The sequence below is a fragment of the [Phormidium] sp. LEGE 05292 genome (assembly GCF_015207735.1).
GTDB lineage: Bacteria > Cyanobacteriota > Cyanobacteriia > Cyanobacteriales > Aerosakkonemataceae > Floridanema.
Genome location: NZ_JADEWG010000038.1, coordinates 1 through 21,953, shown reverse-complemented (window position 1 = coordinate 21,953; position 21,953 = coordinate 1). Strand labels below are relative to the sequence as shown.

Genomic DNA, 21,953 nt, shown 5'->3' with positions numbered 1-21,953 from the left:
TGTCAATCATTATAAAAGTGCGATCGTCTCCGGCACAGCCGCAATTAAATGGTAAAGTTGCCGAAAGTCCATTATTTAAGGAAAAGCCTGCCGAAAATCCATTCTAGGTAGGTAGAAAAATATGCTAAGTAGCCAAGAATTTGATGGCTGGTGCTACCGCCTAAATTTACCAGAGGTGGCTAGAATCACTATTTCTCAAATCCGTTCTACAGAACCAGTCAGACAAGTAAAAGCGATGGGAGGTAATGTTAGTGGCCACTACTGTAGCCAGAAAATGGGCAAAACGCTGCAATTCGAGTCCCACAAAGTTGAACTACCAGGCATCGAAGAGTATGAATCTGACTCAGATGTATTGGAATTTTATGACCAACCTTATCGATTAACCCTAAAATTTCCCACCAAAAAAGGGCAGGTAGTTACCATAACGCACATACCAGATTTTTTCGTCATTAGGCAACAATCGGCTGGTTTTGAGGAGTGGAAAACTCAAGCCAAATTGGAGAAATTAGCTATTTTACAACCCAATCGATACATTAAAAACCAAAATGGGCAATGGACTTGTCCTCCTGGAGAAGAATCTGCCCAAGGCTTAGGTTGTTACTACCGAATTCGTTCTGATGCAGAAATTGATTGGATTAAGTATAGAAACCGTCAATTCCTCAAAAGCTATACCGAACAAACATACCAAATCAATTCCGAAGTAGGAAACTATATCAAAAACTTAGTAAAATCTCAACCGGGGATTACCTATCTCAAACTCCTTCAATATCCGCAAGTCAGCCCAGATGATATTAATGCTCTAATAGCTACAGAAGAATTATACATTGATTTAAGCGCTGCCCCTCTAACCGAACCGTCAAAAGTCCAGATATTTTGTTATGAACAAACAGCCCAATCTTATCCTTTAATTAACGTTGCTAAAATTTCTCCCATAACTGATTCATTACAAATCATTGATGTCACAGCTGGAAGCTGTCTAGCTTGGGACGGAAGACCACTAACAGTAGTGCAAAAAGGGGAGACTAAAATTGTCTTGCGTTCGGAAGATTCCCTCCTCAATTTAACCCATGATGAATTTGATAAATTAGTACAGCAAGGGGAAATCGTTGGATTAAAAGCTTCCGAAAAAATAGGAATTCATCCAGAAGCAGTAGCGCGTTTTCTCAAAGCTAGTCCAGAAGCATTAGCAGAAGCTAACCATCGCTACCAAGTAATTGAACCTTACCTTCATGGGGATAAGCGAGAGATTGAAACAGTACCCATACGCACCATTAGAAACTGGAAAACTAAATATCGAACCGCCGAACAAAAATATAATTGGGGCTATATCGGGCTACTGAATAATCACGCAGCTAAAGGGAATCGTCTTCCTAAAATCTCACCAGATACTTACGGTTCGCTCATTTGTTTGGGAGTTAGAGAAATTGAACTATAAGAAACATTTATTGGAGGCAGAGAGTTTTTTTTAGAAAAACTCTCTGCCTCCGGTAATCAAAAAGATTGCTATGGATAGGAAAATTATTCTTAATAGTAAAAAGATAGTAAACAGGTGCAAGCAAAATTACATCAAGTCATCTTGATGCCTGGAAAAAAGTTTTCTATTAACTTTTAATCAGTCAAAACTCAACCTTTATCCCAACTACGGAACAGCATCATCAATAGAAAGTTGAGTATAAATCTCTAGCGTCAAACACAACAGAGATAAAATCCTTTGTTGCAGAGGCGATAAAGGAGTCAGATGTACGTAAGTGCGGTCAGGGGCATCAATCAGTAGTAAAGTAATATCGTCAAAAGCTGCCAGTAGTTGTTCAGCAGTAGGATTTGCGGTAGCACGCTTCGGATTAGCTGCGTATAAACCCGCTAACTTCTGTTTTTGCGCGGCTAAATTGCGACGCACAGAAAATTCCAATAGAGTCAGGATACGCAAACCAATCGAGAGTAGACGCATTAAACCAATTACATGGTCTTCGCGCTGCAAGTACATCGGACTCAAAGATAAGGGAAAGCCTTTGAAGCGCCCAAATCCTCTTTCTATCAAATACTCCTGCCGATAAGCTATCACCGCATCAGCTAGAGATAACTGTTGTGCTGGTTGATTAGTCACATAAACTCGCCACCCTAATAAATTGATTTGTCGATTGAGTGCAGGATCATTTACTCTAACAACCAAGCGGATTTGGGATTCACTTACAATGCGCGGATTTCGCTGGCGATAGCCTCTGACTAACCGCTTAGTATGACTAACCTGATAATCTAATTGCAGTAATCCTTGCACATGGTAGGATTGGACAATCGCAGATGCGGCTTCTTGCCACGATAGCAGATTGGTAAGACGCTTTTTCCCCCGTTTTGGCTGATGTAACTGTGCTAAAGCTAATTGTGCTTTTTCTAATCGGGACAACAGGGCTTTTTCTCCCGATGCGGCGACGGCTGTGGAACGAACAAATAACAGCCGTTCTGTCCAACTGACAACTTGACCGTTAACTGTTGTACTACGAGTTACTGGAGTTTCATAACCAACGGCAATTTGTTTAGTGCTGCCATCAGCATAATCATAATCAATCGATGTTAATGCTTGCTGCCCAGAAGATACCGGAGAAAGGTAATTTTCCAGTTCAAGAGCCGCCAGTTGAGTAACAGACAGGGGGCATAAATAATAATCCTGGTTGGCCACCACTACCCCACGAGTAGAGAGGGCGGCCATTTTACAATCCCCAATGTAGAGTAAGCCAGATTGATTCAATGTCGAGCGTACTCGTTCAATCGCTGGTATATATAAGGGGTCATCGGCTTTATTCCCTGGTAATACTTCTGTAGCAATTGGCATTCCCAAGGGATCTAATGTTGATAACATCAGCTTGACTTGTGCCAAGTCGGGGCGATGATCTTTACTATGACCGTACTGAAATAATCCATCGGGATTGATTCCACAGTAGGTACTGGCACTGGTACTATCTAGACGGGCAGTTCGTGGTTTGAGATCGTACACTTGTACTAGGTGGCTGCCTAATTCTCGCTCAAATGCTGACCACGCACCATCGTCACTTAGGTAGCGCAGCACTGCTTGTAGTCGGTCATCTGTTAAATCTAAAGCTCGCAGTGTATCCGTTGTACACCCCCGCAGTGTTTCTAATCGTTTTTCTGCCCAGGGTTGTACGTGACTTAAACGATGGTCAGCTTGAGAGAGAATGTAACTTAACCAGACTACTGCTACCCATCCCAAACTCAAACCTTGCCAGTTGCCGTGCGTGGGGAAGTGTTGATCTAGCAGCGATTGGACTCCCATCTGCTTGAAGAATGCACAAAGCAGAGGGATATCGTCTACTCGTTTGTTGATGACATTTAGGTTTTTGCTCATAGCTTTGTACCCTACACGATCTGGAGTGGTGAGAGTTGGGTGCAACCCCAACTCTCACCACTCCCCTCTCCCTTCCCTTTGGTGGTATGGCTTTCATGTTCAATTGTCCAATTTCTCTAACTCCCGAACAAATGAGCGAACCGTAAGTAATTAGTCCCACAAAATGCTTGAGCGCAGTCTTCAACTAAAAGAATTTGATGCTTTTGGCAAATCTCAACTATTGGTTCTAAATCAATAATTGAACCAAATAAATGAGCCACTACGAAAACACGGCTTTTTGGCGAAATCAAACTTCCTAATAACTCAATATTAGGTGCTAGAGTATCCAAATTAATATCAACAGGAACTGGAATTAACCCATGATTTTTCACGATTTCCTGCATATCTCGAATATTAATAGCACTCATCAAAACTTCTGTTCCTTTGGGGAGATTGAGTGCTTGTAACCATAAATCGAAAGCTGTGCGAACCGAAAGTGTTACCAAAACTTGTTTGTGATTTTGGCTAAAATATTGAAGAATAGATGGACTTTTTACCAATGATTTATTGAGCCGATAAAATAAGCCAAAGGCGAGGTCAGCAAAACTAATATCTAAACTCAATCGCGGATAAAGATAGCGTTTCATCAACAATTCAAAAAATATCCTTATTTTTAGTTCTCACCCGTTCATACAACTCTTCCATCACTTGAATAAAAGAAACATCTTCATGCCAAAAAGCCGGAAAATCCCCCTGTTTCTTAATCAAAATAGCTGGCAAACTAGATGAAGAAATAGGCTCAACTCTTGCAGGTAATCGCTTACTCCCCAACCAAAATTCCCGCGAATTAATCTCCTGCATCATCTCTACCTTTTCCAAAGTTGTAAAGTAAGAACTAGCAGCAGACAAAGAAGTTTCTTTAACAGTAATTTCTTCAGATAACACCCTTCCCAAAGGAGACTTAGATAACTCCCTTTGTAAATCCTCCCCAGACAAACCCCGTAACTCAAATAATAAGAAAGGATTATGGTCAAGTTGAGAAGCCACCAGATAATATACCCCAGCAATATGTTTACAAGGATTCGCCCAATCAGGACAAGAACAATTAGTTTTAAAATCCCGTTCACTATAGGGAAGAAGATGCAAACCTAACTCAGAAAATACCGACTCGATATTATCTGGAACCTCATTCATTAACAACTTAGAAACAAAACTCGCTCGCGAAGACAAAACCTTAATTACCTGCGACCATTGAGTAGCCTTAATCGCCTTAATTTCAATTGTAGTTAAATATCTAGGCTCTTTATGAATCCCATAATAGTGATTAATAGAACCTCTCACAGTCGCAATAATCTTATTCTTATTTACTTGATAATCCAGAATTTTACCCCCACTAGCATAAGAACGTCCCCTTCCCAATCTAGCTGGGTCGCTAAACTTCTCTAAAGCAGCAATAAAACGTTTACCCCACCATGTCCGACTAAACTGAGCCATAATTTCAATCTTCCTTTTAATCTAAAATAGCCGCCTTATTTAAACTAATCAACTGCTTGAATGACTCATTATCCAACTCAGTTAACCAAGATTCATCAGCACCAACAACCGCAGAAGACAACTTCTTTTTATCCTCAATCATTTGGTCAATCCGTTCCTCCAAAGTTCCAATAGCTACAAACTTATGCACAAAAACATTCTTCTTTTGACCAATCCGAAAAGCGCGGTCAGTAGCTTGGTCTTCCACCGCTGGATTCCACCAACGGTCAAAATGAAACACATGATTCGCTTTAGTCAGTGTAATTCCCACACCTCCAGCTTTTAAAGATAAAATAAACACTGAAGGTTCAGTTTCTTCTGCTTGAAACTCTGCTATCATTTGTTCGCGTTTCACTCGATTAGTTCCGCCATGAATGTAATAAGTATTGTAATGACAAGTTTGTTTAAAATATCTTGATAAACTATCACAAATTTCTTTGAACTGACTAAAAATTAACAAACTCTCCCCTTCTGAAATAGCTTCTTCAACCATTTCAATTAATCGACTTAATTTATGAGAACGTTCCCCAGAAAACTCACTTCCATCCTGCAAAAATTGGGCGGGATGATTACAAATTTGCTTAAGTTTCAATAAAGTTGATAAAATTAATCCTTTACGCTCAATCCCTTCAGAATCTTTAATTTTCTCAGTAACATCTTTCACTAAAGCCTCATAAAGAGAAGCTTGTTCTTTAGTTAAATTACAATAAACCTTTTGTTCAACTTTGTCTGGTAAATCATTAATAATAGTCGGGTCAGTTTTGACGCGCCGTAAAATAAAAGGTTCCACTAACTTCTTTAAAGTAGCTGATTTAATCTGGTCATTCTCCTTTTGAATTGGAATTTCAAACAGTTTACGAAACTGTGCTTCTTTTCCTAAATATCCGGGATTGAGAAAATTAAAAATTGACCATAAATCTAATAAACGATTCTCTACTGGCGTTCCGGTTAAAGCTAGTTTATGTGGTGCTTCTAACTTTAAAATGGCGCGAGTTTGCGCCGCTTTAGGATTTTTGATATTTTGTGCTTCATCAACGACAATACGCTGCCATTTTACAGCTGCTAATAGTTTCTCATCTTTCCTCGCTAAAGTAAAGGAAGTAATCACCACATCATGCTGCAAACAAGTAGCTTTAAATTCCTCGCTTCCTTGAATTCGTTTATTACCATGATGTACTATTGTTCGCAGATGAGGAGCAAACTTTTCAATTTCTTTTTGCCAATTTCCTACCACTGAAGTAGGCGCAATTAATAGTGTGGGGAAAGGAGAATCTTTTTCGGCTTTTTCATTGACTAATCGAGCAATAACCTGTACCGATTTACCTAAACCCATATCATCGGCTAAACAGCCATTTAATCCCAAATCTTCTAAATATTGCAACCAAGATACACCCCGTTTTTGATAATCGCGCAAATTCCCTTTTAACCCCGAAGGATTTTCGATAAGTTGTAGTTTACTTTTATCTTGTAACTTGCTAATCATCTCCGACAAAGTTTGCTCATGTTCAACTTCCAACTCATCTTCTGATTCAGCAATTAATTTCATTAATTCTATCAGCGTCATAGTTGGCTTTTCTTGAGCATGAGTTCGCCAAAATTCCAACATTTGTTGCATTTTTTCTGGGTCTAGTTCCATCCATTGACCACGAAATTGAATTAAGGGAGTTTTAGCGTTAACTAGTTGTTCCCATTCTTTGGGAGTGATAACTTGACCACCAATAGATAATTGGTATTGATATTCAATTAAAGCATCTAAACTGAAGTATCCTTGATTATTAGCAGCTTTCTTTGTTGAGCTAGAAGAAGTTTTTAAACGTAACTTAGCACGACGACGACCTTCGGGTGTCCACCAAGCTGGTACAATTACTTTATATCCTGCATCTTCTAGTATCCAAGCACTTTCTTTGAGAAACTCAAAGGCTTCTATTAGATTTAACTGTAATCCTGTAGGTTGGTCAGTTTCTAATCCTTGCCAAAGTTTAGGATACATTTTCGCTGCATATCCTAAATTTAGTAATAAATGAGTTTCTAAATTTTTCCCTAATTGCTTTTGTAATGCGTTTTTATCTTTTTGATTGAGTTGCCAATATTCGCTTAAAAACAGTTTGAAAGATGGGTCTTGTTTAGCTGTAATTACAAAGTGGATTTGCCATTTATCTGTTTGAGTACTTGCTTCTTGTAATTGAAACCCTAAGTCAAAATTACTAGCAGATGAACTGCGAGTTAGTTTTTCTTTCCAAACTGACCATTGTTGATATTCTTCTAAGGCTTGGTTGCTGGTTCTAGGTTGATTTGAATCACCAAAAAAACAATGGTAAACTAAAGTATCTTTGATTTGTTGGTCAAATTTGGCTGTGGAGGGAGTGTGGGTGACAATATCATGTAATAGACATTCGGAAAAATGCTTTAATAAGCTGTCTTTAGAGTAGAATTCAATTCGTTTATTAGCTGTAGTGGAACCAGCGGTGCACACTTGGGGCATATAATCAGTATATTGCGCCACCAATTCTGTATATTTTCTCGAAATTATTTCCCAGGCTGCATAAATTTCAAAATTTTTACTGACTGTTTTTTTTCTAGTTTTGTTACTTATGACTTCTCGATATTTTAAAGCTGGGATATATTGATCTTTGAGGATGATTTCTTTAAAGGATTGGGTGTAATGATACCAAAATAAAAGGTCGGAGCCAATGACAATTTCTGCTAAATTATTTTGTGCTAGGAAGTGTAAGTCGTTGAGTAGTTTAATTACATTGTTAGCTTTGGCATAAGAATAGGTTCCAGTTTTGACTTCTGTAGCTAGTTCGTAGGTTGTAATTTCCCAATATGTAAATTCACTCGGTTCAGTTTCTATTTCGGTTTCTAAATATTTGGCTAGTTCTGGTGAAGGTAGGGGTTGAGAGTTGGCGGTGGGGAGAGCGAAATATTTAGGGGAGATTTGTCGATTTATTTGCTCAGGAGATGAGTTACTAATTCCTAGTTCTTTGTGTAAGAATGTGGCTAAGCCTGGTTGGGAAAGTTGACGGGGATGGATGTTCTTTTTATTCGGTTTTGTTGGTGAAATATCAGTTTCTACCCAGAGGTTAAATGCACCCTTTTGGATGAAATCGCTGTTTGATTGAGGAATCCAGGTTCCGTGAAGGATTTTCATCGCTCGCTACTGGATAATACTTTAGGAGATTGGTGTTTGATTCTGCAAGTATACAGCTTATTGTGGATAACTAGAATTAAAAAATGTGGAAACTATTGTTTCTTACGGATAGATTTAGCGATCTTTTTCCACTTTTCCTTCTGGACTAACGACGCTTTTTGGTCTTGTTTGAGATCGAGATAATCGAGTTCTTTTTGCAACTTTTGGTAACTTAGGAAACGCTGGTAGTCGAGAGTGCCGTCTTTAAGTGCCTGTTGTACGGCACAACCCGGTTCTTCGTCGTGTTGGCAGTCGCGAAACCGACATTGAGAAGCTATGGCATTAATGTCGGCAAAGGTATCCTGTAAACTGTCATCGCCTGCCCAAATTTGAAGTTCTCGCATTCCAGGCGTATCAATGAGCAAACCGCCTGATGGCAGTAAAATTAATTTTCGACGGGTGGTAGTGTGTCGCCCGCGGTCATCTCCCTGCCGAACTTCTCCAACCGCTTGCACGAATTTACCCACTAATTGATTAGTCAGAGTTGACTTGCCGACACCAGAGGAACCCAACAAAGCAACCGTTTGTCCCGGTTTAAGGTAAGGTTTTAGGGAGTCAATTCCTTCGTTTTTGGCAGCACTTAAAACTACGATTGGTACACCCAAAGCGATCGCTTCCACCTCTTGTCGCCGCCCTTGAGCATCATCGCACAAGTCGGCTTTATTCAGGACGATGACCGGATTTGCACCGCTTTCCCAGACCTGAAGCAGATAGCGTTCCAAGCGGCGGAGATTGAAGTCGCCATCTAATCCGGCAACTAAAAATGCTGTATCAATGTTGGTAGCAATGATTTGTTGTTCAGTTTTACTCCCGGCAATTTTCCGAGAAAATTTGCTTTTCCGGGGAAAAATGGCATGAATTGTGGCTTTCTGTTTCCCATCTCCGAGACTGATTGCCACCCAATCACCTACGGCGGGAAAGTCTTGATATCCGCTTGCTTGGTATCGAAGTTTACCTGTAACTTTGGCGGGGAGTTCGCCTTGTTCGGTGTAGAGAATGTAGGTGGTTTTATGTTCCCGTGCAACTCGACCAACGGTGTAGCCGTCCCAATTTTGGCGAGCGAAGTTGTGGGCAAAAAACTCGCTCCAGCCTAATAATTCTAAATTCATTGGTTTCCTCAATATGTGTTGTTAGTCAAGACCCTGGCACACAGAGGAATTTTGTAGTCAGTTCTTTATGATGTACGAGCGGACAAAAAACTCTGTAACTGCCTTGGGCTGCGTTTTTAAGGTTGTGGAAGTTGCGAGTGCTACAATCTCAGCCATAGTTTTTCTCCTTTTACTTTGGTAAGTCTTGAGAATGAATAACTCCATCATACTACAACGAGGTTACAAACTGCTCGTCTTGGATTCCGGTTAGTTAAGGATACTCCCAAGCTAATAACCTGAGACTAAGTTGTAGTTCAAGTCAAAGCATTATGTAGCATAAATAACATTTTTCCGTCCACCAGTTCTCTTACATACAGAAGAGGGAGGTCGAGAGCAAACCTCATTACTCAAATTAGGAGTAGTTCCATGCCCAAACGAGCATCAAATTCTATACCCGTAACAATTCTCACAGGCTATTTAGGGGCAGGTAAAACTACCCTGCTCAACCGGATTCTGACTAATCAACATGGCAAAAGAGTCGCGGTAATTGTGAATGAATTTGGGGAAATTGGCATTGACTCTCAGCTGGTAATTAACGCCGATGAAGAAATCTTAGAAATGAATAACGGTTGCATCTGCTGTACAGTACGTGGCGATTTAATTCGTATTTTTAGCGACTTGATGCTCAAGCGGGAAAAATTCGATTATTTGGTAATCGAAACAACTGGGTTGGCAGATCCGGCTCCTGTAATTGGGTCTTTTTTTATGGATGACGTGATGCGTCAGCAAACCCAATTAGATGCAGTAGTAACAGTTGTGGATGCTCTTCATATTTGGGAACATTGGGATGCTCAAGAAGCACAGGAACAAATTGCCTTTGCTGATGTAATTTTACTCAACAAAATCGATCTGGTTTCCCGTGAGCAGTTAGATGAACTAGAGCATCGCATTCGCAGCATGACAGCATTTGCTAAAATTTATCGGACTCAGAATTGTGACATTAATATAGATGCTGTATTAGGAATTAAAGCATTTGACTTGAAGCAATTATTGAGCATTGACCCAGAATTTCTTCAAGAAGATACTCACGAGCATGACGAATCTGTTTACTCAGTATCGATCGCCCAACCAGGCATAGTCAGTGGTGACAAACTAAATCGTTGGTTAAATCAATTAATTCAACTTAAAGGAACCGATATTTTCAGGATGAAAGGCATTTTAGATGTCGATGCACAAGAAAGGCGCTTTGTCTTTCAAGGTGTTCACATGATACTCGATGGCAGGCCGGGTCGTCCTTGGCAACCTGGAGAAGAACGCAAAAATGAAATAGTGTTTATCGGGCGTAACTTAGATGCCGCCCAACTCAAACAAGAATTTCGAGCTTGCTTAGTTGAAGTGTGAATGTAACAAGAAAACTAAGATACAAAATGCACTCTGTAACCTGAAATACACTATTGAGGATCGTTCACCACAACTGGAGAAACCGGATGAAATTACAGCATTACTTAGGTGGGCTAGAAGGTATAGATACTGAACCCTTAAATTTTGAGAAACGGGTGTTTGTCGAACCTTGGGAAACCCGGATTTTCGGCATTCATGTGGCGATGATGGGTTTGAGCAAACACCTGAACAAAGCTCTGCCACAATATCCGATCGAAAACGTACCGACAAAATTTAACAGTATTTGGACTTGGGCAGACCTCCGCAAAGGTGCAGAAGCAATGAACCCGTTTGATTACTTTCGGTTTCGCTACTACGAAAAGTGGTTGGGCGGTATTTCTAGCTTTTTTGTGCAATCGGGCTACATCACACAGGAAGAACTGGATGCGCGAACAGCGACCTATTTAGAAAAGACAGATGCTCCTAACCCGAGTATGTTTGAACCTGCTATCGATGACCAAGTTATCGATTATCTACATCGTGGCGATCCTGCCATTCGAGAGGTCGATCGTCAACCGAAGTTTAATGTAGGTCAAAAAGTTTTGGTAAAGGATGTCCCAACGACAGAACATACTCGCTTACCTGGATATCTACGCAATAAAACTGGCATTGTTGATGAAGTTTATCAAGGTGCTTATGCCTATCTTTGTTCTACGGGAGCAGATGGACTAGGAGAACCAATGTATGTATATAGCGTCAAGTTTGACCCGAAAGATATTTGGAGTGACATAACCCAAAGCAATTCTTGGGTTTATGCTGACCTATTTGAAGTATATGTGGAAGCCGCTGAATAATTGCAGAATTTATTGAGGAGAACTTGCTGTGAGTGAACGTTTTAGTTACAGAGACGATCGAGAAGCTTATAATGCTGCTAGAGTTAAAGCTTTAGAGTCATTGCTAATAGAAAAAGGCATCATTAGCAGTGAAACTGTTGATAAAGTACTGGGTTTTTTTGAAACAGATTTCGGTCCCTTCAATGGTGCGAAACTAGTTGCTAAAGCATGGGCCGATCCAGAATTTAAAGCTCGTCTACTTTCTGATACACCAGCAGCGATCGCACAGATGGACTTCCCACTTGGAATGGCTGGAGCCGAAGGGGAATATATGAAAGTGGTAGAAAACACCCCCAAGGTTCATAACCTCATTGTTTGTACTCTTTGTTCTTGCTATCCTTGGCCTATGCTGGGATTGCCACCTTACTGGTACAAAGACCCAACTTTTCGTTCCCGTGCTGTCAAAGAACCGCGTAAAGTTCTTCAGGAATTTGGGCTGGAATTAGATGAATCGAAAGAAGTGCGGGTATGGGATAGTAGCGCTCAAATTCGTTGGTTTGTGCTTCCAGAACGTCCAATTGGAACAGAAGATATGAGTGAAGCAGAACTCGCCGCGTTGGTGACTCCAGAAGCGATGATGGGTGTTGCTCAAGTCAAGGTTCCTGCGTAGTGGAATTGTTAGATAAAGCGATCGTCAATTGAGGAGATAATAACCGTGCAACTTCGATTTGAACATTTTGCTGTCACTTCCATGATGGGTAGCGAAACTTCTCCCCCGCGTGATTATGGAACATTGAAATTTGAGCGATTTTGGGAAGAACGCGCCTTTGGGATTGCCCTTGCCTTATCTAAGAAGGGACATTATGAATGGGAAGACTTTCGGCAGGAGTTAATCGCTGCGATCGCTCAATGGGAAGCAACGCATTGTAAAGACGATCCCAGTTGGGACTATTACCAGCGATGGCTTCAAGCTTTAGAGCAGTTAGTTTTTGAATCTAATTTGATTGATGTAGATGAATGGGAAAAACGCACAATTGAATTGATGAAACAGGAGTAATATCAGATGATTTAATCAACCCAATTTAAACTTTTCTCCTCACAGTATTCTGGCAATTGTGGGAGTATTTTATGACTATTCACTAACCCGGATTTGGGATTAGAGCGATCGCATAACCATCTTGGCGATCGAGGAGCTATTATTGCAAACTTGAGATACTCAGACTTGTATTTCTCGCTCAAAGAATGAAAGAAATTCAGACATCGATCGCGCAACTTGCTTCTAGCGACATTGAAGAACGTTTTTTGGCAGCTAGAGCTTTAGTACGATATGGTTCAGATGCAGAGGCGGCAATTCCAGCATTGATTGAAGCACTCACAGATCCAAGTTTGCCAGTTCGAGATTCTGTTGTTTGGGCTCTGGGTGCAATTGGAGAAGCAGCCATTGAGCCACTTGCTAATACATCTGGTAAAGGGGAATTAGCTACTCGCGAACAGGCACTATGGGCGCTAGCAAGGTACACTAGCTTTGCACAAAGGAAAATAGCCATTTTCCTGGAAGCTCTTTGGGACGATAATACTTGCATTCGACAAACAGCAGCATCTGCTATAAGTACACTGGGTAAAAGGATTGGTATGAAGGCGAATGGTAGCCTAGACTTGCTGGATGATGATGAACAGAAGGTACTCCCAAAATTATTGGAGACTTTGCGGAAGATTCATCAGGACGATCGTTTAAATGATCCGCCATATACAGAACAAGCACTCAAGTCGATCGAGTCTATTAGGTGAGCCGATGATGTCAATTTCTCTCTTCACCCGATGGAATCTCTTTCGCTAACCGTACTCTTACCAATAAGTCATGCAAAGCATCTTTTGCAGAAGGTGTATCAGGTAAATAGCTGTTGTTACTCGCTTCTTCTAATTCCTGAAACAACCGCTGATACTCTTGTTCATGAAAAGCCAAATCACTATCCGCGATAGCAGACTTCTCTACACCAGCTAATTTACAAGCGATCAAACCAGGAATTTGCGGTAACTGAAAATGCTGATTAAGCGTTACCAAATTTGCTTGAACTTCTCCCGTTTGCATAACTATAAATTCCCGTTAAGAAGAGCATCCAAATTGCCGCCAAGTCTGTGGCTTTATCGCCTGCTGTTATATCTCCCCAATCAATAATGCCTGTGATTACCCCATTTTCCACTAAAAAAAGCCTGGGATTTCGAGGGAAAAATAGTAACGTAAATTACAAAGGAAGGTCAAGTGCAGAGATATATTAATACCAATGTCAAGAAAGCTTGATATCCTTTTGTATTGCTCAATTTTGAGGTTTTAAATGTCCAGCAGCGATCGGTCTGTTAGTAATCCAGTCTCTTCACTAGAGTCCACCGATACCATTGATTGGGAAAACAGTAGACCCAATCAAATTTTCTCCACCCAAGAACTGAGCGTATTGAATGTGCGTTCTGACTACAAGGGATTAGTGCAACTCGCTGGACATTTAGTTGTAATGGTTGTCAGTGGCTATCTATGGATCAACTATTTTAATTATTTGCCGCTCTCCATACCAGCTTTAATTGTCTATGGCTTTAGCTTCGCTACCATGTTTGCACCAATGCACGAATGCGTTCATCGCACTGCATTTGCCAATCATCGCTTAAATGATATAGTTGCTTGGTTTGCCGGACTACTATCGTTCTATAACAGCACCTTTTACCGTCGCTATCATAAATGGCACCATCGCTACACATTGATTCCCGGCAAAGACCCCGAACTGACCGACCTGAAGCCGACCAATTTGTGGGAGTATCTTTTAGTAATTAGTGGTTTATTGTGGTGGTGGGGTAAATTAGAGACATATTTTCGCATTACTACAAATCAATTAGAGGACTATCCATTCATTGCCGAAACAGCACGAGATGAAGTGATGCGTTCCGTGCGGCTGCAAATGGGAGTTTATGCAGGAGCGATCGCAGTTTCCATCGCTTTTCAACAACCTTGGTTTTTCATGTACTGGTTACTACCTTTAATTGTCGGACAACCGATTTTACGAATGATTTTACTAGCCGAACACACTGGTTGTACGAATGACGCTAACTATCTGACCAATACCCGCACCACTCTAACCATTGCACCAATTCGCTTTTTGATGTGGAATATGTCTTTCCACGCCGAACATCATCTCTATGCGTCCATTCCTTTCCATGCTTTGCCTAACGCTCACGCCAAACTCAGTCCTCACTTGGCTCATGTAGATTCAGGCTATCTAAATGTCAACCGTAACTTAATCGCCCAATTCGGGCAGGCTAACTCATGAACCGTTCTCCTGGTTGTTTTATTTTGGAGAACTTCTCCCTACAATGCCAAGCAGTGCTGCCTCAGGCTAAGTTAATTTATCAGACTTATGGAGAATTGGCAAGCGATCGCTCCAACGTCATCCTCTATCCCACATCCTACGGCGCACAGCACACAGACATCGACTGGCTAATTCGTCCTGATGGCATTCTCGATCCCACCCGCTGGTTTATCATTATCCCCAATATGTTTGGCAACGGGCTTTCCACTTCCCCCAGCAATTGCCAGGACTGTAAACTAAGCGAGCAAGGATTCTGGTTTAGCCACCTCGATAACGTGCTAGCCCAAGAGCAATTATTACGCCAAGTTTTCCAAATCGAGCGTTTAGCACTGGTTTATGGTTGGTCGATGGGCGCACAACAAGCTTATCATTGGGGCGTATTATTTCCCGATCGCACCGAACGCATTGCCGCTATTTGCGGTACAGCACGCACCACCGACCACAATCGGATTTTCCTGGAAAGCCTGCGGACTGCATTAACAGCTGACTCAACTTGGACGGGTACTCATTTTGAAGAGATTCCAGAACGAGGCTTCCGCACCTTTGCCCGTATTTATGCTAGTTGGGCAGCTTCTCAAGCTTTTTACCGAGAGAAAATTTATTACCAACATGGTTACAAATCCTTAGAAGATTACCTTTTACGGTTTTGGGAAGCTAACTACCGCAAACGCGACCCGCATAATTTGCTGGCAATGATTGATACTTGGTTGTGCTGCGATATCAGTAATAACCCAACTTATCAAGGCGATTACCAACGTGCCCTGGCTGCCATTCAAGCCAAAACCCTGGTCATGCCTGCAACGACAGATTTGTATTTTACGCCGGAAGATTGCGCTGCGGAAGCGGCGCTGATTCCTCATGCACAATACCGAGCGATTCCCTCTATTTGGGGTCATCGGGCTGGCAATCCTTACCAGAATCCTGACGATGCAGCCTTCATCCGCAAGGCAGTCTGGGAATTACTGGCTAACTAAAACTAACTTTATCCCATTTGAGGCTAACCTGATGAGTGCTCTGCTTTCTGATATCGCCCGCGAAAAAGGAATCCGTTATTTTCTGATCTGCTTTACCGATTTGTTTGGCGTACAACGTGCCAAACTAGTACCCGCCCAAGCGATCGATACTATGGCAAATGGTGCCGGATTTGCTGGGTTTGCGGCTTGGTTAGATATGACACCCGCCGATCCCGATGTCCTAGCAATTCCCGATCCTAACAGTTTGTTCCAACTTCCCTGGCAACCCGAAGTTGCTTGGATGCCTGCCGACCTCTATACGATGGATGGACAACCTGTGGCACAAACTCCCCGTCTGGTTTTGAAGCGAGTTTTGCAGCAAGCACAGGACTTGGGTTACAGCGTTCGTACTGGGGTGGAGTGCGAGTATTTTCTGCTGTCGCCCGATGGAGAGCAAATTTCTGATGGACGCGATCGCGCCAGTAAACCCTGCTACGATCAGCAATCTTTAATGCGCCGTTTTGATGTGATCTCCCAAATCTGCAATGCCATGCTGGAACTTGGTTGGGGGGCTTATCAAAATGACCACGAGGATGCTAACGGTCAGTTTGAGATGAACTGGATGTATGCCGATGCTCTAGTGACAGCCGATCGCCATGCTTTTTTTAAGTATATGGTGAAGGCGATCGCTGAAAAACACGGCTACCGAGCTACGTTTATGCCCAAGCCTTTTCGGAACCTCACCGGAAACGGCTGCCATACCCATATTTCGGTTTGGGATAATGCCGGAATTGCAAACCTTTTCCACGATCCCCAAGGAGAATTGGGGCTTTCAACCTTAGCTTATGAATTCATCGGTGGAGTGTTGCATTCGGCAGAAGCTTTGTGTGCCCTCACCAATCCTACCGTCAATTCTTACAAGCGCCTTCACGCACCTGTGACCGCTTCCGGTGCTACCTGGTCGCCTAATACTGTTAGCTACGGAGGTAACAATCGCACCCATGCCATCCGTATTCCCGATTCAGGGCGCTTCGAGTTGCGTCTGGCTGATGGGGCAGCAAATCCTTACCTTTTACCTGCTGCCTTAATTGCAGTCGGTCTGGATGGGATGGCTCAAAAACGTGACCCTGGCCGACGTTATGACAATAACAATTACACCCATCCTCTGCCGCCTGGAACGGTTAAATTGTTACCGACCAATTTGCTCGATGCACTCCGATGTTTGGAAGGAAATACTGTATTATCTCAGGCTCTCGGTCAGGATTTTGTCGCTTCCTATTTAAAGTTGAAGCACCAAGAATGGCATGATTACAGCACTTTTATTAGTTCTTGGGAGTTAGAAAATACCCTTGATTGTTAGAAAGCTAGAGAAGTTTGTTGGGTCTTGCGGCATCATGGGGTGAAATGTAGTGATAACTACATTTCACCCATTAAGAGCGATATTAATATGTGCTTTATGAACTCAATTTCAACGCTGTGGTGGCTCAATATAACACTGCGCTAACCGTACTCTTACCAACAACTGATGTAAAGTATCTTTCGCAGAAGATGTATCAGGTAAATGGCTATTATTAGAAGCCTCTTCTAATACCTGAGACAACCTCTGATACTCCTGTTGATGAAATGCTAAATCACTATCCGTGAGAGCAGATTTCTCTGCACCAGCTAATTTACAAGCAATCAAATCAGGAATTTGTGTTAACTGAAAATGCTGATTCAAAGTTACTAAATTCGCTTGAACTTCTCCCGTTTGCATTAGGTAGATTCCCGTTAATAAAACTCGATAAACATAAAGCAACGGCTTCACTTGCGGAGGATGTTCCTTTTGGAATAATCGCCACTGCGTTTGAGCAAAACCTTGATAATGATGAGCATGAAACCGTGTTATACAACCCTGAGCAATCTGCTTTAACTCTTCATGCTCTGGTGTAGCATACACAACTAGCGGCGAGTACAGTTGCTCTAAAACATAACCATTTTTCTTAAGTAATAACCCAAAAAACTTCTTGATATCATGAGTTACTAAATCCAGTTGTAAATCATTTTGGATTTGTGAGCATTCAACTGTTTCCTCTCCTTCAACCAATCCAATCACATCAGGAAGCGGTAAAATATGTACTCCCCGCAAATCGTAATCAGAATCAGCCGAAGGAAAACCATACAAATGCGAACCACTAACTGTGGCGAACAATAGCGGGTAAGGTTGATTTTGAACGATCGATAATAGTTGATTGTTAATTGTATCCATAACGATAAACACCAATTAAAGGAATTGAGCAATAAATTCCCGATATTCTTCTTTCATCGGCAACTCGCGATCGACTTTAATTCGCCGACGTTGAGTGGTAACTGTTTGTTGATTAATCGGGTTATAACCTTCTTTAAGATAATTTTCCCAATACAAACCAGTTCCGCGCCTTTGCCAGGTTGGTAAATCATTAAAATTAATGCCAATTTGAAACAAAAACTCATTCTTAAATGCTTCTGATTGATGGTCTAATTTTGCAGTTGCTTGAGATGCACTTAACCCAAGTTTTCGCATCGTCCAATAACACCAACCATTCAAAGCGCAACGAGTAGCATCAGCTTGTCGCCAGCTAAAATAATCAGTAACTTGAACAGCATTCACACCTAACCAAACTCGGCTATCAAAACAAACAAAAGTGCTAGTTGCATGAGTCATAGTCGCACTAGCAATACTAGCAGAAATCGAGACAATTTTTTCTAAACTCCGACCAAAAAAATCCCAATCAGGAAGAAACAACACCGAAATTTCGTCGCTTTCTGTGTAAGCGTAAACTCCTTGCATTTCTTCAAGTAATGCTTGCGCTGTTTTCGCCATCATTTGATGAAATTGAAAGTCAAATGGCTTTTCAAAACGACTTTCTGTAAATCGAGAAAAACTGCGACCATCTACTCTCACCACAACCCAAGCACCTGGTAAAAGACGCAAATTATGAAAATACTCCAACTCGCGCATTCGATTCTCAAAGCTTTGATTATCCATCTTTCACCTCATTACTAACCATGAAGCGACGAGCACGCAATAAAAAAGCATTCGCTTGTTCATAATTTGGTCTTTCAGGTAATGAAGTATTAGCAAAAGCAGAATCGAACTTTTGATGCAAACTCAATCGCCATTCATTTACCTCTTCCCAACTAATCTCTTGATTACGAATTGCCAATAGTTGAGTCCGATATTCTTCTACTCGCACTGGCACAAATCCAGCTTCTAAAATCATAATACCTGATAATAGTAACCGAATTAAGTGCATCGCGTGTTTGGAGCGAATTTCACCTTGATTTCGTAAATCCTGCTCCATCTTTTTAAACTGAGATAACACATAGCTATTGTAGGTTTGATACACTAATTGTGAGAGGAAAATCTGCCTTACTTGCAGCAATTCCTCTGCTAATGGTGTCGCTGTTTCTACTAAAGGTGTATACAGGCATTCCAATACATTCGGGTTTGCCTTTAATGCCAAAACAATAAACTTTTGCAACTCCCAATAACACTCCTGAGTAGCGTTATTTTCTAGTTGTTCTGGAACTCCATAAAGCGACCAATGTAAATCTGCTGGTGGTAGATAAATCCCTCTGCGATCGACATCTGAACTCTCATTCTCTAACCCATAAGCTCTAGAACCGACCACACAACGATAAATAATTGAATCATACAAATTATAATCTGCTAACAGATGGGATTGCTCCAATCCTTCCCGTTGATAATGCTTGCGAATACTAAATTCATGTCGCCGCAGATTAACTTGCACTCCTGTGGGCAATTGAATTTCATACGTATGCGAATTATCCGTTGGCGATCGCACAATTTCACCCACTGCTCCTCGTAAACAGGAAATTTCACCTGTAGAAGTTTTTAGTTCCACACGAGTTACTACCTGCGTACCTACTGGCAAGATTAAGTTGTAGTTGGTTATCTGTTTCAAGCTGGCATTGCTCCTGTGATTCTCTTCTTCACCATTGTAGTATGTGTAGTATAAAAGTGCCAATACCAAATTGGATTCTACCTGTTCGATAAAGGTGCTGTCTTTAATTATTTTGATTTCACCGATTGATTAGAGAAAGTTTGTTGATTATATATATCCTCAACATATTGCTGAATTTGGCTACGTTTTGCTTCAAGCCAGTTTAGGGCTATTTCTAAATTTGGATGCACAGACAACAGTTTCAGAAGTTGCGCCATAAAAACAACCAACACATCATTTCGACTCAAATGCCGCTGATAAACGTTAAACCTTTGAACTTGAAGAGCAGTTTTTTGTGTTGCAGCCGACAAAGCATCTACCAAACTATCATTTAACTCTACCTTAACTCGGTGATGGCAAACAATAATTACATCGATATCAATTGGCTCTTTAGCTTGGCTTTTTGGAGTCGCCACAGACATCTCCGACTTGATAGGATGAGTAGCAACAATTGCAAATCCCGCCTTAACTAAAGCAGTTAAAATAGCCTGCCATCCATCCGCTTTTGAATGGTGATAAGTAAATACCATTAACCCATCTAGTTTCAAAACCCGATGACACTCAGAAAATACCCGTTGCAAACGGTCAGTAAAAATTGAAACTTCTTTGGATTGAACTTCATTTGGATGGCGCGTTGTTTCCTTAGAATTAACACTTTCTGAGGTTAAATAGCACTGCCAAACGTGAAAAAAATCAGCTAACTGTGAATAATGAACATTATCAAAAAATGGAGGGTCAGTAATAACTGCATCAATACTTTCTGTTGGTATATCCGTAAATGCTGAATCTCCACAGGAAAGATAAACTGGTTTTAATTCACTTAATTCATCAAAAACTCCAGCTATTTCCGAATCAATAGCAGGTGACAACCCATAAATTTTTTCGGTTTCAACTTTACCTTTACGACAAACAGGTTTGATTTCAAACGGTTGAGTGCAATAGTCGATCGCTTTGAGAATACGGCTTTCAAACAGCGTAGAAAACGAACCAGAACTTTTGAGCGTTCCCCAAACATTTGCCTCCAATGGCGTGCGTTCTGGCTTCAAAATATGATGAGAAAACAGATGACGTACTGCTCCTGTTCCCTCACCTTTAAACGAAGCAAACATATTATTAAATTCCAAAGTTCCAGAAAAAAGGCAGATAAATAAATCTCGAAGCTTTCGATTATCTATTTGCTTAATTTCTCCTGCTAACATACTCAAACTTAATAACTGACGTTCATTAAACATTTCATGCCAGTAATGGTAACAATAATTGAGTATTTGGTCAGTATTGTAACCAGATTCTATAGCAACAACAGGGTAAGCGTTGGGACGGATGCTTAATTCTTTCTTCGCTTCTTCATACAGGTTTCGGTCATACTGATTAATGGGTAAATACTGCTTTGAACCATCTTTGATTAGCACCAACTTAGCGTACATTCGGTGTGCTGGTGGCTTCCCCGTTTTCTGTACTGACTTAACAATTGAAAAAGTATGATGGCAATGGTTGCAAGTTGCTTTTTGACCTTTAACAGCACCTATTTGAGGATTAAAAACAAATTGACAGCTTTGGCAAGTTATCTGACGAGCCGCATAATGAACTGTATTAATGTTTTTACATTGTGGGCAGATAACTTGAGCCTGTGGGAACTTGTGAGGATAGGCGTGTTTTGAGAAGATGTAGGATGAGAATAAATCAACCGAATGGTTGCAGGCTGGACATGACAAGTATTTCACCCAAAAATAGTAAAGAACAGTAGCAGGCTCTCCATTATCTAGGATAGTTGTGTAGTAATATTGAATTTGAGCAGCTACAGCCTTTTTTAGCTCTTCAAATATGGCGATAACTCTTGATTTATCTAACTTAACTAAAGCATTTTTGACTAGAAAATAGGCTACAGGATTAATATCTTTACCAATTGCTGTAGCACCCAGTTTGATAGCTTCTCCAACAGTTGTCCCACTTCCCATAAAGGGATCGAAAACTTTAACTCTTTTTAAATTACAAGGTTGATAAAACAAACTAAGGATATCAGAACCTTGAGAAGCAAAGGTAGAGAGAATAATAGCACGAAAGACCGAACCGAGTCGTCTACCCCACCATTTATGGATATAGTAAATGGGTCGGTTAATTTCCTTGCGCCAGCTTTCTAGTTCAGCGATTATACTCAGTTGCTCAAAAGGAAAACGGTTCTTCCGTACTTACTGTGCTAAATTATTAGGGAAGTGTTAAGCATCAAAGAGATGAAGAATAGATTACTGACTAAGTTGCTAAACCTACCAGGAGTTATAGTAGAAGAAAGTCAAGAAACAGAA

At 41.0% G+C, this 21,953-nt stretch carries 20 protein-coding genes; 9 read left to right on the top strand and 11 right to left on the bottom strand.

The window, feature by feature from the left end; translation table 11 throughout:
* Positions 1-121 precede the first annotated feature (121 nt).
* Complete coding sequence (locus tag IQ264_RS13020; RefSeq protein WP_193981212.1) at positions 122-1,435, top strand: TnsA endonuclease N-terminal domain-containing protein; 1,314 nt, start codon at positions 122-124, stop codon at positions 1,433-1,435.
* A 204-nt stretch (positions 1,436-1,639) separates the two neighbouring features.
* Here the strand turns inward: IQ264_RS13020 and IQ264_RS13015 are convergent, their stop codons facing one another.
* From IQ264_RS13015 to rsgA, 5 genes are all read right to left on the bottom strand, one after another.
* Positions 1,640-3,358: an IS1634 family transposase gene (locus IQ264_RS13015; RefSeq protein WP_193981211.1), complete on the bottom strand. Its 1,719-nt coding sequence runs from the start codon at positions 3,356-3,358 to the stop codon at positions 1,640-1,642.
* Between the two features lie 116 nt (positions 3,359-3,474).
* Positions 3,475-3,984, bottom strand: coding sequence for a DegT/DnrJ/EryC1/StrS family aminotransferase (locus IQ264_RS13010; RefSeq protein ID WP_228061502.1), 510 nt, complete (start codon positions 3,982-3,984; stop codon positions 3,475-3,477).
* Positions 3,985-3,991: 7 nt separating this feature from the next.
* Positions 3,992-4,831 carry an SWIM zinc finger family protein gene (locus IQ264_RS13005; RefSeq protein ID WP_193981209.1) on the bottom strand — a complete coding sequence of 280 codons (840 nt, stop codon included), beginning with the start codon at positions 4,829-4,831 and terminating at the stop codon, positions 3,992-3,994.
* A gap of 16 nt (positions 4,832-4,847) precedes the next feature.
* Entirely contained in the window at positions 4,848-8,021 is a 3,174-nt protein-coding gene (locus IQ264_RS13000; RefSeq protein ID WP_193981208.1) for a DEAD/DEAH box helicase, read from the bottom strand.
* Between the two features lie 92 nt (positions 8,022-8,113).
* Positions 8,114-9,169 (bottom strand): ribosome small subunit-dependent GTPase A, encoded by a 1,056-nt coding sequence (gene rsgA, locus IQ264_RS12995; protein WP_193981207.1) that lies wholly within the window; start codon positions 9,167-9,169, stop codon positions 8,114-8,116.
* 405 nt (positions 9,170-9,574) lie between these two features.
* Between rsgA and IQ264_RS12990 the strand changes: the two genes are divergently transcribed.
* From IQ264_RS12990 to IQ264_RS12970, 5 genes are all read left to right on the top strand, one after another.
* Complete coding sequence (locus IQ264_RS12990) at positions 9,575-10,549, top strand: CobW family GTP-binding protein (RefSeq protein ID WP_193981206.1); 975 nt, start codon at positions 9,575-9,577, stop codon at positions 10,547-10,549.
* An 86-nt stretch (positions 10,550-10,635) separates the two neighbouring features.
* The gene (gene nthB, locus IQ264_RS12985; RefSeq protein WP_193981205.1) at positions 10,636-11,382 is read left to right on the top strand and encodes a nitrile hydratase subunit beta; all 747 of its coding nucleotides are present in this window, start codon (positions 10,636-10,638) and stop codon (positions 11,380-11,382) included.
* A gap of 28 nt (positions 11,383-11,410) precedes the next feature.
* The gene (gene nthA, locus IQ264_RS12980; protein WP_193981204.1) at positions 11,411-12,031 is read left to right on the top strand and encodes a nitrile hydratase subunit alpha; all 621 of its coding nucleotides are present in this window, start codon (positions 11,411-11,413) and stop codon (positions 12,029-12,031) included.
* 45 nt (positions 12,032-12,076) lie between these two features.
* Positions 12,077-12,418 carry a nitrile hydratase accessory protein gene (locus tag IQ264_RS12975; RefSeq protein WP_193981203.1) on the top strand — a complete coding sequence of 114 codons (342 nt, stop codon included), beginning with the start codon at positions 12,077-12,079 and terminating at the stop codon, positions 12,416-12,418.
* 185 nt (positions 12,419-12,603) lie between these two features.
* A complete protein-coding gene (locus tag IQ264_RS12970; RefSeq protein ID WP_193981202.1) occupies positions 12,604-13,149 on the top strand; it encodes a HEAT repeat domain-containing protein in 546 nt (181 codons plus the stop codon).
* Between the two features lie 10 nt (positions 13,150-13,159).
* Here IQ264_RS12970 and IQ264_RS12965 read toward each other — a convergent pair whose 3' ends face one another.
* Positions 13,160-13,450, bottom strand: coding sequence for a hypothetical protein (locus tag IQ264_RS12965; RefSeq protein ID WP_193981201.1), 291 nt, complete (start codon positions 13,448-13,450; stop codon positions 13,160-13,162).
* Positions 13,410-13,562 carry a hypothetical protein gene (locus IQ264_RS33860; RefSeq protein WP_413470348.1) on the bottom strand — a complete coding sequence of 51 codons (153 nt, stop codon included), beginning with the start codon at positions 13,560-13,562 and terminating at the stop codon, positions 13,410-13,412. Before IQ264_RS33860 ends, IQ264_RS12965 begins: the two co-directional genes overlap by 41 nt.
* A gap of 132 nt (positions 13,563-13,694) precedes the next feature.
* Here IQ264_RS33860 and IQ264_RS12955 point away from each other — a divergent pair, with 132 nt between their 5' ends.
* From IQ264_RS12955 to glnT, 3 genes are read left to right on the top strand one after another with little or no spacing between them, the layout of a single operon-like run.
* Positions 13,695-14,675, top strand: coding sequence for a fatty acid desaturase family protein (locus tag IQ264_RS12955; protein ID WP_193981200.1), 981 nt, complete (start codon positions 13,695-13,697; stop codon positions 14,673-14,675).
* Complete coding sequence (locus IQ264_RS12950; protein ID WP_193981199.1) at positions 14,672-15,688, top strand: alpha/beta fold hydrolase; 1,017 nt, start codon at positions 14,672-14,674, stop codon at positions 15,686-15,688. The genes IQ264_RS12955 and IQ264_RS12950 overlap by 4 nt, the downstream gene beginning before the upstream one ends.
* Positions 15,642-17,027, top strand: a complete 1,386-nt coding sequence (glnT, locus tag IQ264_RS12945; protein WP_228061501.1) for a type III glutamate--ammonia ligase — start codon at positions 15,642-15,644, stop codon at positions 17,025-17,027. Before IQ264_RS12950 ends, glnT begins: the two co-directional genes overlap by 47 nt.
* A 108-nt stretch (positions 17,028-17,135) precedes the next feature.
* On the opposite strand, the gene IQ264_RS12940 is transcribed toward glnT, so the two are convergent.
* The 4 genes from IQ264_RS12940 to IQ264_RS12925 are packed head-to-tail and all read right to left on the bottom strand — an operon-like array spanning position 17,136 to position 21,659.
* Complete coding sequence (locus IQ264_RS12940) at positions 17,136-17,915, bottom strand: DNA polymerase beta superfamily protein (RefSeq protein WP_193981198.1); 780 nt, start codon at positions 17,913-17,915, stop codon at positions 17,136-17,138.
* 15 nt (positions 17,916-17,930) lie between these two features.
* Positions 17,931-18,674: a tRNA(His) guanylyltransferase Thg1 family protein gene (locus IQ264_RS12935; RefSeq protein ID WP_193981197.1), complete on the bottom strand. Its 744-nt coding sequence runs from the start codon at positions 18,672-18,674 to the stop codon at positions 17,931-17,933.
* On the bottom strand, positions 18,667-19,677 hold the full coding sequence (locus IQ264_RS12930) for a DNA polymerase beta superfamily protein (protein WP_228061500.1): 1,011 nt from the start codon (positions 19,675-19,677) through the stop codon (positions 18,667-18,669). The genes IQ264_RS12935 and IQ264_RS12930 overlap by 8 nt, the downstream gene beginning before the upstream one ends.
* 44 nt (positions 19,678-19,721) lie before the next feature.
* Complete coding sequence (locus IQ264_RS12925) at positions 19,722-21,659, bottom strand: DNA methyltransferase (RefSeq protein ID WP_265583034.1); 1,938 nt, start codon at positions 21,657-21,659, stop codon at positions 19,722-19,724.
* Positions 21,660-21,953 lie beyond the last annotated feature (294 nt).